The sequence below is a fragment of the Kaistella jeonii genome, assembly GCF_000812865.1.
GTDB lineage: Bacteria > Bacteroidota > Bacteroidia > Flavobacteriales > Weeksellaceae > Kaistella > Kaistella jeonii.
In genome coordinates this window covers 140,483-153,038 of sequence record NZ_JSYL01000007.1, presented here as the reverse complement: position 1 = coordinate 153,038, position 12,556 = coordinate 140,483, and the positions used below count along the sequence as shown (strand labels likewise).

Below are 12,556 nucleotides of genomic sequence, written 5' to 3'. Positions count from 1 at the left end.
AAATGGAGCAACCATTAGTTACCGTTATTTGTGCTTGCTACAATCAAAGTAAGTTTTGCATAGAAAGTTTGGAAAGCGTTAAAAACCAAACTTATAAAAATCTGGAAATTATTATTTGGGATGATGCTTCAAAGGATAATTCAGTACAAATAATTGAAGATTGGATAAAGCAGAATTCCCACTTAAATATTCGCTTTATAAAGAATGAGGAAAATCAAGGAATTTGTAAATCATTAAACAAAGCATACAGTTTTGCAACAGGGAAGTATCTTCAAATTTTAGCACTGGACGATATTTTATTGTCTGATAAAGTAGAAAGACATGTCTCAATTTTAGAGAATAGTGGAGAAGAGGAAGCTTTAGTTTTTACAGACGCTTATTTGATGGATGATGAAAGTATTGCCTATCAAAATAAATTTATCGCACGTTACAAAAAATATCTAAGTTACAAATCTGGAAATTTTTTTGAGGAATTACTTATAGGAAATTTTATACCAGCAATGTCTGTACTTTATAAAACGACAGCTCTTGAAAAGGTTGGCTTATGGGACGAAAATTTAGTTTTTGAAGATTATGATATGATGTTGCGAATTGCGAGAGAATTTAATTTTATTTTTGATGAAAATTTATCGGCGAAGTATAGAGTTCACTCTAACAATACTCATAAAGTATTGTCTTCTGAAATAACAGATTCAATATTTAAGATGTATCTTAAATATATTGGTGCTAACGAAAGAATTAATAGTTTCTTAAAATACTATATTTTAGACAAATATAAAGTGAACCAGTTAAAAGGTGAGCAAATTTTATATTTTAAATACATTCCGCCGAAAAATTTCCGAGAAAGATGGATCATGAAAAATGAAAATATTAATCTTTACAAAATAGTCGATGTTTTTGTTAGAGCAAAAGATTTTCTAATCAAAAAATCTAATTTAAACAATTTCTAAAATATTTTTATTTTAAATTCATATTCAAAAAAATGCCAAATAAAATAAAGTTTCTCGCTTACTATCTTCCGCAGTTTCACGAAATTCCCGAAAATGATAGATGGTGGGGAAAAGGTTTTACAGAGTGGACCAACGTAAAAAAAGCGAAGCCTCTTTTTAAAGGTCATCAGCAACCAATTGAACCAGGTGAATTGGGATATTATGATTTACTTCATACACCAGATATCCAAAAAAATCAGGCGAAACTTGCGAAAGAATATGGTTTGCAAGGTTTTATCTATTACCAATACTGGTTTGGAAATGGAAAAATGCTCCTCGAAAAACCGGCAGAAAATATGCTGAAAGACAAAAGCATTGATATGCCATTTTGTTTTTGTTGGGCAAATGAAACTTGGAAAGGTATTTGGCACGGTTTGGATAATCCTGATACTTTAATTGAGCAAACTTATCCGGGTGAGAAAGACTATATTAATTATTTTAATTATTTATTGCCCTTTTTCAAAGATGAACGGTATATTAGAATTGATGAGAAACCCCTTTTTGTGATTTATGATTCAGTTGCACTTCCTGCCGGGTTTATTGAGCTATTTCAAAACTTAGCATTACGAAATAATTTAAAGGGAATTTATTTTATGGCAAGTAACAGAGGTCATAATAGTTATGATTATCAAGCAAAAGGCTTTGAGGCGAAAATCTCTGGTGATTATAATGTTTTACTTGATAAAGAATTATTTAAAATTAAAAACCCTGCTTTTATAAACAGAATTGTAAAAAAGCTTCGCAAAAATAGTAATCGACCAATGATATTGGATTATGAAAACTTTTTTAAAAAATTACATTATACAAATTCTAATGTAGAAACATTTCCAATGATTTTACCCAATTGGGATAATACACCAAGAAGTAAATATAAAGGATTTGTATTTGCGAATTCTTCACCTATTTTATTTAAAAAAGAAATACAAAAAGCGATCAAATTTGTTGCTGCACAAAGCTTTAAAGAAAAGTTTGTAGTCATAAAATCTTGGAATGAATGGGCAGAAGGGAATTATATTGAACCTGATGAAAAAGAAGGTAATGGTTTTTTAGAGGCTCTAAATATTTGAAAAATAAAAAATGAAACAAAATATTAAAGTAGGATATTTATGCTTTCAAAATCCTGAAAATAAAAGAATTTGGTCGGGAACGCATTATACTTTAATGATGGCCATAAAAAATGTTGGATTTGAAGTAGTAAATTTATCCCCGATCGAATTGCCCAGGAGTTATCATCGTTTATTGACCGTATATAATAAGATTCATCGCATTTTTTCAAAAAAACAAATTAACGAGGAGTATACTTTTCTACTTGCTTATTTTTCCTCACGTCACTTTCACAAAGTAATTGCGGCAAATAAGATAGATGTTTTGTTTTGTCCTGCAGCTACTGCTGCCATACCATTTTTAAAAACAAGAATTCCAATAATTTTTTTTAATGATACTACCTATGATCAATTAAAAAATTACTATTCAAATGAACCAAAATTCTCTAAATTTTCGGACTTTGAATCTTCTTTAGTGCAAAAACTTGCACTAAAAAAAGCTGATCGTGTATTGTTTTCATCAACTTGGGCTAAAAATTTTGCGGTAAGATTTTATAATTTACGAATTACTAAAGTTGATACAGCAATTCTAGGTTCTAATTTGCCAATTCCACCCATCATTATCAAAAAAGATTTTACAGAAGAAATTGTATTTCTTTTTGTTGGTGTGGTATGGGAAAGAAAGGGTGGTCAGATTGTTTTGTCCACATTAGAACACCTTTCAAATAAAGGCTACAATGTAAAAATGATCGTAGTTGGAGCTAAACCGCCGGTTGAATCACCATTAATTAAGTATGTTGGTTTTCTTGATAAAAACCTACCCGAAGACGAAAAAAAACTTTCAGAATATTTTAGAACATCTCATTTTTTATTTGTTCCAAGTAGAGCAGAATGTTATGGAATAGTTTTTAGTGAAGCATCTGCTTTTGGGCTTTTGGTGATCTCCACAGATACTGGCGGCATAAGTTCAATTATAAAAAATAAAAAAAATGGTTTTTTATTACCAATTAGTGCTGATTTTGTTGATTATTCACATTTAATTGAAAACCTTTTAACAAATCCGGTAGAATTACAAAAATTATCTTTGGAGTGCCGTGAAATTTATGACCAAAAATTAGATTGGCGAAATTTCGGAGCTACATTTACTACTTGCTGTCATGATATTTAATAAATGAAATGAAAAACTATCTTTACTTTATTTATTGGATTTTTAGAACCTGGCCTCTGCGCTGGAGTTTTCCTAAATATAAAATCCTGAATTTTGAGGAAACCATTGATGAAATTATTTTATCTAAAAAAAGCATCAGCCGTTTTGGGGACGGTGAGTTTCGTTTGCTTATAAAAGAACGAGGTATTTATTTTCAAAACCTAAGTAATACTTTAGCAGATCGTTTAAATGAAGTTTTAAATTCAAATTTGTCTAATCATTTAGTTTGCATTCCTTCAAGTTTTAGCCGACAGAAAAATTTAAAAAGGGAGGTCAAGATACATTGGTTGAATTTTATTAATCAAAAAGGGAATGCTATTAAAACAACGATAGAAAACCGTAATATATTTTTTGGAGATGCCCTGATTTCAAGATTCTATATGGATTATAAAAACAAACATAAAGTGCCATGGAAAGTTAATTTATTAAAGAAAATCTGGGAAAATCAAAACTTACTTATTATAGAGGGCGCAATGTCCAGATTAGGTATTGGCAATGATTTTTTCACTAATGCAAAATCAATCGAAAGAATTTTGTGCCCCTCCACAAATGCTTTTGAAAAATATGAAGAAATTCTAAGTGTATCAAAAAAGCATGGTAAAAATAAATTGATTATTATTGCATTGGGACCTGCGGCTACTATTTTAGCATACGATCTCGCAAAAGAAAATAAGTGGGCTTTGGATTTAGGTCATATTGATATTGAGTATTCCTGGTTTTTGCAAAAGGCAAAAACCAAAGTTCCAGTAAAAGGAAAGAAGTCTGCTGAGGTGAATGGCACTGAATCTTTTGAACTGAGTGATGTTGAAGAAAAAATATATAAGAAAAGCATTATTGCTGAAATTTTATGAAGCTTTCTATTATCATACCCGTTTACAATGCAGAAAAATATTTGCACAAATGTTTGCAAAGTGTCGTTCTACAAGATCTAGAGCAGAATTTTGAGGTCATTCTTATCAATGATGGTTCTACTGACAAGTCCTTGCAAATTGCGCAATCTTTTCAGGGTCAAATATCCAATTATCATATTTTCACACATAAAAATCAAGGTGAAGCTATTTCAAGAAATATAGCTCTACATATGGCAAAAGGTGAGTATGTCACATTTTTGGATTCGGATGATTATTATGAAGAGAGTTGCTTGGCAAAAGCGTTAGCAACTATTGAGCAAGATGATTTGGATATTTTATATTTACGACTGAAACAAGTAGATGAATCGGGCAATTTTTTACAACATTATGCAGACATGGGATTACCTGGAAAAGTACGATGCGGTCTGCGCCATGATAGAAGACCCTTTCCCGCTACTGTTTACAGAAAGACTTTGATAGGTACCACAACTTTTCCGCTAGGAATTATTGTGGGTCCGGATTCTGTTTTTAACGCAATTGTTCAATCTAAAGCACAACGTGTATCATTTACAAATAAATCAGTTTACAATTATACTTACAGAACAGATTCGTTAAGTAAGCAAGGGCAATCTGCAAAAGCTTTTGAAGGCTTTATGAGAGCAATTCGCGAAATTCACACGTACCAGCAGACCGATTGTAATGAAATACAAGACGCAAAAAACTATTTTGATAAAGTCTATGAGATATTTGTCACCAGAATTATTGAACTTAATATTATGCCTAATTGGAGTAAGGACAATTATCACCAGCTTCTAACTATCCTAAAAGAGCTTCATTTAATTTATATTTTAGATTTGTTTGCGTCAAAATACCCCTATGTTAATATTTCTTTTCTCTTCTTTAAAGGTTATCAAAAGTATCAAAAATTGAAGTCCATTATTTAAAATTAAATTTATAGTGCCTGAAGTTTCCATTATTATTCCCATCTACAATGCCTCCAAATATTTGCAGCAATGTCTGGAGAGTGTTATTGCACAAAATTTTCAGGATATTCAAATCATCTGCATTAATGATGGTTCCACCGATGTTTCTTTAGACATCTTAAAAGAATTTGGAAAGAGAGATGCTCGAGTTATCATTATCGATCAAAAAAACCAAGGGGTTTCCGCTGCAAGAAATGCCGGTTTGGAAATCGCCACTGGGAAATATATCGGTTTTGTAGACAGTGATGATACCATTACACCAGAATTTTTTCAAACACTTTATGAGATTTTAGTGGAGAATCAATGTGATGTGGTATTTTCCAGAAGTGTTTCTTCAGAAAGCATGCTTCAAAATAATAGAAAGTATTCCAGACAGGAAATAAGATCGCAAATCCTGCCGCTTTATTTTAAAGAAGACGGTTACAATGCAATCTGGAATAAACTTTATGCGGCATCTGTTATCAACACTAATAAAATTGTTTTTCCTATCGGAAAGACGCATGGCGAGGATGCAGAATTTAATATTAATTATTTGCTGTATGCTGAAAGCCTTTATAATTTAAATTATTCCGGCTATCATTATAGGGAGGAAGAAGGAAGTGTTACAAGAAATGTTGTAAAGTTTAATTATCTGCAAAATGCCGTAGAAACTTTTCAAAAAGATTGGTCGCATTTGACCCGTGAAGTGATTTCAGTTGAAAAAATGCATCATCTTAAAAAAGAGAGGTTTATTAATAATGTCATTTCCCAGATCTACATCCATGCAATTCCAAACAATGGACTTTCCATACGAAATAAACTGCGCAAACTTCATGAAATCATTAATAATGAAACCGCCAAAACGCTCTTTTCCGAAAATAATGAATTGTTAACCACTAATTTTTCAAAATATAAAAGCGAAGTTTACAAAGGAATAAAAACTAAATCGCTAATTAAACTATATTTGCTTTCCCTATACAGTTATTACCGAAATAAATGAGCGCAAAAAATTTAAAAATACTCCTCTTCTTTCATGGCGGAAGTGGCAATAGAGGTTGCGAAGCGATCATTCGTACTGCTGCAAAATTATTGAAAACCGACGACAGAATAATAAAAATAGGACTGGCAACTGGTGATCCCGATTCGGATCGTATGATTCCGAATATTGATGTTTTCCATTTGGATAAAAATTCTACTATTGATAAATTTTCACCCGCCGGAATCATCAGTGCGATAAAAGTGAAATTTTTTCATGATGAGCGTTTTGCCTTCCAAAAGATCCATGAAAGCATCATCAAACTCATTCCACAGTACGACCTGTTTCTTTCCATTGGGGGAGACAATTACTGTTATGGCGAACAGCCCGGTATTTATGAAATTGACAGACAGATTAAAAAAGCTGGTAAAAAACTCATCCTCTGGGGAGCATCTATTGGTAAAGAAGATCTTTCGGAACAGAAAATTAGGGATTTAAAATCTTTTGATTTAATCCTAGCCAGAGAAACCTTAACAGAAAAAAATTTAAAAGAAGCCGGTCTGAAAAATGTAGAATTAGTTGCAGATGGTGCTTTTTTAATGAAAACATCCGAACTGCCACTTCCGCCAAACTGGAAGGAAGGAAAAACGATTGGTTTTAATTTTTCTCCCTTGGTTTTCAAAAAAAATCCCGCGTCCAAAGCGGCTGCTTTTGCATTGATCCTGTATATTTTAGAAACTACCGATTATACCGTTTGTTTTTTGCCGCACGTCATTCTTTTTGGCAACGACGATTATGAAATTTTAAAAGAGTTTTACGAAAAATTTAAAGACAGCGAACGCGTGATTTTGCTTCCTAATAATTTAAACGCCACGGAATATAAAGGTTATATCGCCCGTATGAGATTTTTTATCGGTGCACGTACCCATGCAACCATTGCAGCGTATTCCAGTTGTGTTCCAACGATGGTTCTTGGTTACAGTGTGAAATCGAAAGGGATTTCGAAAGATATTTTCGGCGAAGAAAAACTCGTTCTCGATCTTTCGGAAATTTCAGATGCTGGAAAACTGATTGCAAAATTTGAAGAAATGATTAGTGAAGAGTTGACGTTAAGGGAAACGCTTCAATTGAGAATTCCTGAAATTAGAAAGAAGGCTGCAAAAGCGAGTGATTACGTTATGAATGTTGTATGAAGAAAAAAATCCTTTTTGTAATACCGAATCTCGCAGTTGGCGGAGCTGAGAAAAGTCTTGTAAATTTACTTAATGAATTAAATTATGCTCAATATGAAGTTCATTTATTCATGATGGCAAAAACCGGACTTTTTATTTCTCATTTACCAAAAGAGGTCATCATACTTCCTGAATCTTCAGCTTATCAAATATTTTCTAAGCGTTTTCCCATTGCATTGATGACGTTTTTATTACAAGGGAATTTTAAACTATTCTTGAATAAAATACGCTTTACTTTTTTTAACCGCACGATCAAAAACCCCATATTGGCAGAGCAGAAAAACTGGCAATTTTTGAGATATTTTTTTGATTCTTTCCCGCAAAAGTATGATGTTGCTATTGGTTATCTCGAGAAAAATGCTAATTATATTGTGGCCGATTGTGTACAAGCCGATAAAAAAATAGGATATATCCATACCGATTATAAAACCATGGGAATGTTTCCTATTTACGACCGCAGAGTCTTTAAAAAGTTAGACTTTGTCATTACCATTTCTGAGGGTTGTTTACAAACCTTAAAGAATATTTTCCCACCATTTGAAAACAAATTTCAATTAATACAAAATATCAGTTCGAAAAAGACCATTACGGAATTGGCTGCGGCTCCCATCAAAGAAAAATTAATACGGTTGTCCATTCTATCTGTTGGCAGACTCACTGCACTAAAAAATTTCGATTTGGCTATAGATACTGCAACTCTGTTGGTTGACAGAGGTTATGATTTTGAATGGAATATAATTGGTGAAGGAGATGAACGTCAGTATCTAGAAAAACATATTGCAAGCAAAAAATTGACAGGCATTGTGAAATTGTTAGGTCTGAAAGAAAATCCCTATCCTTATATAGCAAACTCGTTATTATATGTGCAACCGTCAAAATTTGAAGGAAAATCTATCGCCATTGACGAAGCTAAAATTTTACAGAAACCCATTGTTACTACCAATTTTCCAACCGTATTCGATCAGATTACACACGGCGAAACGGGTTTAATCAGTGAGATGAATCCTACCGCTTTAGCTGATGAAATCGAAAAATTATTCGTTGATGAAAATCTACGCAACAAATTCGCTGTCAATCTCTCCAAAGAAAATTGGGGAACAGAACTCGAAGTTGAAAAATTCTATCAATTAATAGAATCATAAAATTTCAATTTTCTTCGCATAATCTTCGGAAAATCGGTAAAAAAATTGCCCGATAGTGTTTGTATACTGCAAATTTTACTTCAGAAAAACATATTGATAACAAAAGATATTTACGACAAATACATGAAGATCCTTTTAATTTTTGGTGAAAATTTATACCATTATCAAAAGCAAGTTTTAATAGAGCTCCTGGAATTGAAAAATTTGGAGGTTTATCTATTATCCTGCAGTTATAGAATGAAAATTCCGACAGATTCCCACTTCATACGCGTAATCAACCAGAAGTTTCCGGTTCACAAAACAAACCCGTATTCATTTGAGCGAGCAGGTGATTTTATTAATGAAGCCATAGGGACAGAATTGTTTCATCCCCATATTCATTATGATTATGTGATCAACTTCTGCGATGAAACTGCTATTACAGATTTTGAAATTCAGTTTGGTTTTATTTTAAAACCTTCCATTGATGCAAAAAACTGGTATGGCGCAAGTATTAAACAAAATACTGATACCATCATCAATCTCCTGTTTTCCAGAGATAATAAAGATTTCATTCCTTTTAAATCAATGTCCTTTTCAACTGAATTGGGCACCTATAATAACAGAAACAAGGCTTTATACTATTTTTCTTATTTGATAAAAAGTGTATTTAACGCAAATGATTATGCGGTAACCAAATCAGATAAAAATGATTACTATTTTTTAAAGTACTGGTTATACTATTTTAAACTTTTAAAGATCATTTTTCTAAGAAAGTTTTCGAAAGTTCAATTTAACTGGAAGATCGCTGTTTTAGAAAATAATGTGCCGCGTATCATTACGCAGGAAGCCGGGGATTTTGAGGCAGATCCTTTTATTATCAAAGAGTTTAATAATAACTGGATATTTTTTGAGGATTTTGATCGTAAAACTAATTTAGGAAAAATTTCAGTGATCAATCTGCAGGAAAATAAGACCATAAAAAAGGAAACTGTTTTAGAAAAACCTTATCACTTATCTTTTCCAAATGTTTTTAAACTGGACAATCATTATTTTATGATGCCGGAAGAAAGTGAATCCGAAGAGCAGAATATTTATAAAGCGACCCAGTTTCCCTATCGATGGGAAAAACATAAGACGATTTTTAAAAATATCAAAATTGTTGATCCCGTTTTTATTTTTAGTGAGGGGAGATACTGGCTTTTTTTCAATAAAATTGAAAATTTTGAATACGAAAATAATGAGCGGTTATATTTGTATTCTTCCACTGATCTTTTTTCTGATGAATGGAAAAGTCACCCTCAGAATCCTGTGGTCATCGATAAAACGAGGGCAAGAAATGCTGGTAAAATACGAAAAGAAGACCAACACTTTATTAGAATCTCTCAAAATTGTAAAATCACTTATGGCAAAAATATTTGTAAGAATAAAATCACTTATCTTTCCCGTGACCGCTACACAGAAGAAAACCTAAGCTATGCTCCTAATTTTAACTCTTATTATGGGTTTCATACGCTGAATGTGGAGGATGATTTAGCGGTAATAGATTTGTTAATTAAAGAAACTGCCATAACTTAATTTAGAGTCTAAAAAAAATGATATACTTTTTACTGCTGATGACCATTGTAGGGATTTCAATTTTTTTAATTGATGCAATTCCCTTATTTACTGTTTGGCAAAGTCGGATAAAAATTGGGCGATTTGCAACTCCTGAAATGTGGCAAGAGAAGTTATTGGTCATTTCAAAAAAATGGCTGCAAAATATACCCACAGTTCCTCTTACTGATAACAGGAGGTTAATTGTGATTGATATGTTACAGGGTAATTACAAAAGAACAGCAATTCAGTCTTGGCAGGAAGCGGCCTTGATTTTGGGATTAACGGAATATATTAAAAGAACAGGGGATTCACAAACCCAAAAAGAAGTTGAAGACTTTTTATCCAGAAAAACAACCTCTTCCGGTACCTGGAAAGTGAAGCCTACTGAAAGCGATCAAGCTATGTTGGCGTATTCTTTTCTAAATATGGAATTGATAGATCACCAAAATTATAAACCTGCTTACGACGAAACCTATCAGATGATTCTTTCTTTAAAAGGCGAAGATGGTACAGTGGCTTATAAAAATCATGTGAAGGAATATCGCTTTGTTGATACTGTCGGTTTTATCTGTCCTTTTTTGGTGCTCTATGGTTTAAAATTCGGTGTGCAGGAAGCGATTGACCTTGCAGTAAAGCAGGTCACAGATTATCAAAAATATGGCATGATGCAAACGGCAAATATACCCTGTCATACTTATAATGTGCACACTAAAACTCCTACTGGCCTTTTTGGATGGGGGAGAGGTCTTGCTTGGTTTGCTATTGGATTGATCGATACGTGGAAATTATTGCCGACCAACCATCCCGATAAAAAAACACTACAGATAATCATTGCAGAAACTGCGAAATCAGCCACCAAATTTCAAAATAAAAACGGTAGTTTCTCCTGGTTGATTTTCGATCAAAAATCCCGTTCAGATTCCTCAGTGACTGCGACACTTTCCTGGTTTTTTAGCCTTGCCGCAGAAATCCCGGAAATAGCAGACAGCTGTAATACGGCGAAACAAAAATGCCTTCATTATCTGGAAACCGTTACACGTAGAGATGGTGCTATTGATTTTTCACAGGGTGACACCAAAGGAATTGGAGTATATTCGCAGAATTTTGATATATTGCCATTTACGCAGGGATATGCTTTGAGAACTCTTTTTTTTGTCAAATGAAGATATTATATTTAAAAATTCTGCTTACCAATATTTTTAATATTAAAGTAAGAAACTATTTTATTAATCAGATGATTAGTGGTGAAAGAAATGGAAATTCATTTATGGTTGCTTTCGGAAATTTCAAATATTTCACAAAAAGTAATTCTTTAATTAATATTGAAAATGGGGAATTGTGCTTTAATAAGATTTTCAGTAAACCTGATGTCGGAACAGGTATATTAAAGATGAATAAGAATTCTACGATCAATGTGAAAAATAGTTTTGATATTTTTTCAGGTCACCATATTATTCTCATGGAAAACGCTGTTTTAAATTTAGGAAGTGGTTATATCAATTATAATTTGAAAATTAGATGTTATCGTGAAATTAGTATTGGCGAAAATGTTGCTTTTTCAGAAAATTTAACCATTTGGGATTCTGATGTACATGAAATTTTAGGAAAAGAAACTCAAAAAACACAACCTGTACGAATAGGTAATCACGTTTGGATAGGAATAAACGTTACTATTTTGAAAGGAGTAACAATTGGAGATGGTGCCATTATAGCAGCTGGTGCAGTGGTGACAAATGATATTCCCGCAAAATGCCTGGCAGGAGGTGTGCCGGCAAAAGTAATTAAAGAAAATGTTGAATGGAAGTAAGGAATACTATATTAGATCAAAGAATCCCGAAAATCATCCACTATTGCTGGTTGAGTACCGATCCATTTCCGAAAGATATCGCTGCATTCGTAGCATCCTGGAAAAAACTTCTGCCCGATTATGAATTCATGTTGTGGGATTTAAAGCGTGATCACGTTGGTGAAAACAGGTGGGTGCGACAGTCATTTGAAGCAAAAAAGTATGCCTTCGCAGCTGATTATATCAGAATTTATGCATTGCACCAATATGGAGGTATTTATTTGGATACAGATGTAGAAGTACTTAAAAAATTTGATGATCTTCTCCATTTGCCCTATTTTGCGGGAACAGAAGGTGGTAAGTGGATTGAGGCAGCGATTTTGGGATCTATCAAAGATGCAGATTGGCTTAAAGATATTTTATTTTATTTTGATCAGCCTTTCGTGAATACCGACGGAAGTTTTGCAATGATCACTTTGCCACAGGTAATGAACCGGTATATTGAGAAAAAACGAAAAATTGTTGTGGCAGAGAAGGAGGAAATTTTGCAAAATATTAGCAGGAACTATAATTCCCACTTTTATATCTTTGAAAAAGATTTTTTCAGTCCAAAAGACATGGGAACCGGGGTTATTTCGAAAACAACTAATACGTACGCGATCCACCATTTTGCCATGAGTTGGATTCCTGCAACTGAAAAGTTTATTCCTAATCTTAAAAGAGCAATGATTAAATTATTTGGAGTGCATACGATTAATGCTATTATTAGATTAATAAAGAAATAGGTGTA

At 32.8% G+C, this 12,556-nt stretch carries 12 protein-coding genes; all 12 read left to right on the top strand.

The annotated features are described in order from the left end of the window. The first annotated feature begins 2 nt into the window (after positions 1 to 2). The 12 genes from OA86_RS10890 to OA86_RS10835 all read left to right on the top strand — a co-directional run bounded on the left by OA86_RS10890 (position 3) and on the right by OA86_RS10835 (position 12,551). Positions 3 to 950 (top strand): glycosyltransferase, encoded by a 948-nt coding sequence (locus tag OA86_RS10890; protein WP_074781418.1) that lies wholly within the window; start codon positions 3 to 5, stop codon positions 948 to 950. 32 nt (positions 951 to 982) lie between these two features. Beyond that, positions 983 to 2,056, top strand: coding sequence for a glycosyltransferase WbsX family protein (locus OA86_RS10885; RefSeq protein WP_039352910.1), 1,074 nt, complete (start codon positions 983 to 985; stop codon positions 2,054 to 2,056). Between the two features lie 10 nt (positions 2,057 to 2,066). Beyond that, entirely contained in the window at positions 2,067 to 3,200 is a 1,134-nt protein-coding gene (locus OA86_RS10880; RefSeq protein WP_039352907.1) for a glycosyltransferase family 4 protein, read from the top strand. A gap of 8 nt (positions 3,201 to 3,208) precedes the next feature. Then, positions 3,209 to 4,090, top strand: coding sequence for a GT-D fold domain-containing glycosyltransferase (locus tag OA86_RS10875; RefSeq protein WP_039352904.1), 882 nt, complete (start codon positions 3,209 to 3,211; stop codon positions 4,088 to 4,090). Beyond that, on the top strand, positions 4,087 to 5,034 hold the full coding sequence (locus tag OA86_RS15385) for a glycosyltransferase family 2 protein (RefSeq protein WP_052257492.1): 948 nt from the start codon (positions 4,087 to 4,089) through the stop codon (positions 5,032 to 5,034). The genes OA86_RS10875 and OA86_RS15385 overlap by 4 nt, the downstream gene beginning before the upstream one ends. A gap of 13 nt (positions 5,035 to 5,047) precedes the next feature. After that, complete coding sequence (locus OA86_RS15380) at positions 5,048 to 6,052, top strand: glycosyltransferase family 2 protein (protein WP_052257491.1); 1,005 nt, start codon at positions 5,048 to 5,050, stop codon at positions 6,050 to 6,052. Continuing rightward, a complete protein-coding gene (locus OA86_RS10860) occupies positions 6,049 to 7,221 on the top strand; it encodes a polysaccharide pyruvyl transferase family protein (protein WP_039352902.1) in 1,173 nt (390 codons plus the stop codon). The genes OA86_RS15380 and OA86_RS10860 overlap by 4 nt, the downstream gene beginning before the upstream one ends. After that, the gene (locus OA86_RS10855; RefSeq protein ID WP_039352900.1) at positions 7,218 to 8,402 is read left to right on the top strand and encodes a glycosyltransferase; all 1,185 of its coding nucleotides are present in this window, start codon (positions 7,218 to 7,220) and stop codon (positions 8,400 to 8,402) included. Before OA86_RS10860 ends, OA86_RS10855 begins: the two co-directional genes overlap by 4 nt. Positions 8,403 to 8,525: 123 nt before the next feature. Further along, positions 8,526 to 9,959, top strand: a complete 1,434-nt coding sequence (locus tag OA86_RS15375) for a glucosamine inositolphosphorylceramide transferase family protein (protein ID WP_126340490.1) — start codon at positions 8,526 to 8,528, stop codon at positions 9,957 to 9,959. A 17-nt stretch (positions 9,960 to 9,976) separates the two neighbouring features. Further along, positions 9,977 to 11,143, top strand: a complete 1,167-nt coding sequence (locus OA86_RS10845; RefSeq protein ID WP_039352897.1) for a glycoside hydrolase family 88 protein — start codon at positions 9,977 to 9,979, stop codon at positions 11,141 to 11,143. Then, positions 11,140 to 11,787 (top strand): acyltransferase, encoded by a 648-nt coding sequence (locus OA86_RS16105; protein ID WP_074781417.1) that lies wholly within the window; start codon positions 11,140 to 11,142, stop codon positions 11,785 to 11,787. The genes OA86_RS10845 and OA86_RS16105 overlap by 4 nt, the downstream gene beginning before the upstream one ends. Beyond that, positions 11,778 to 12,551, top strand: a complete 774-nt coding sequence (locus tag OA86_RS10835) for a glycosyltransferase family 32 protein (protein ID WP_039352894.1) — start codon at positions 11,778 to 11,780, stop codon at positions 12,549 to 12,551. The genes OA86_RS16105 and OA86_RS10835 overlap by 10 nt, the downstream gene beginning before the upstream one ends. The last annotated feature ends 5 nt before the right edge of the window (positions 12,552 to 12,556 follow it).

Excerpts from the sequence above, each read along its gene's own strand:
- OA86_RS10860 (WP_039352902.1), top strand. The coding sequence starts at position 6,049 with ATGAGCGCAAAAAATTTAAAAATACTCCTCTTCTTTCATGGCGGAAGT.
- OA86_RS10835 (WP_039352894.1), top strand. The coding sequence starts at position 11,778 with ATGGAAGTAAGGAATACTATATTAGATCAAAGAATCCCGAAAATCATC.
- OA86_RS10845 (WP_039352897.1), top strand. The coding sequence starts at position 9,977 with ATGATATACTTTTTACTGCTGATGACCATTGTAGGGATTTCAATTTTT.
- OA86_RS16105 (WP_074781417.1), top strand. The coding sequence starts at position 11,140 with ATGAAGATATTATATTTAAAAATTCTGCTTACCAATATTTTTAATATT.
- OA86_RS10885 (WP_039352910.1), top strand. The coding sequence starts at position 983 with ATGCCAAATAAAATAAAGTTTCTCGCTTACTATCTTCCGCAGTTTCAC.
- OA86_RS15385 (WP_052257492.1), top strand. The coding sequence starts at position 4,087 with ATGAAGCTTTCTATTATCATACCCGTTTACAATGCAGAAAAATATTTG.
- OA86_RS10855 (WP_039352900.1), top strand. The coding sequence starts at position 7,218 with ATGAAGAAAAAAATCCTTTTTGTAATACCGAATCTCGCAGTTGGCGGA.
- OA86_RS10880 (WP_039352907.1), top strand. The coding sequence starts at position 2,067 with ATGAAACAAAATATTAAAGTAGGATATTTATGCTTTCAAAATCCTGAA.
- OA86_RS10875 (WP_039352904.1), top strand. The coding sequence starts at position 3,209 with ATGAAAAACTATCTTTACTTTATTTATTGGATTTTTAGAACCTGGCCT.
- OA86_RS15375 (WP_126340490.1), top strand. The coding sequence starts at position 8,526 with ATGAAGATCCTTTTAATTTTTGGTGAAAATTTATACCATTATCAAAAG.
- OA86_RS10890 (WP_074781418.1), top strand. The coding sequence starts at position 3 with ATGGAGCAACCATTAGTTACCGTTATTTGTGCTTGCTACAATCAAAGT.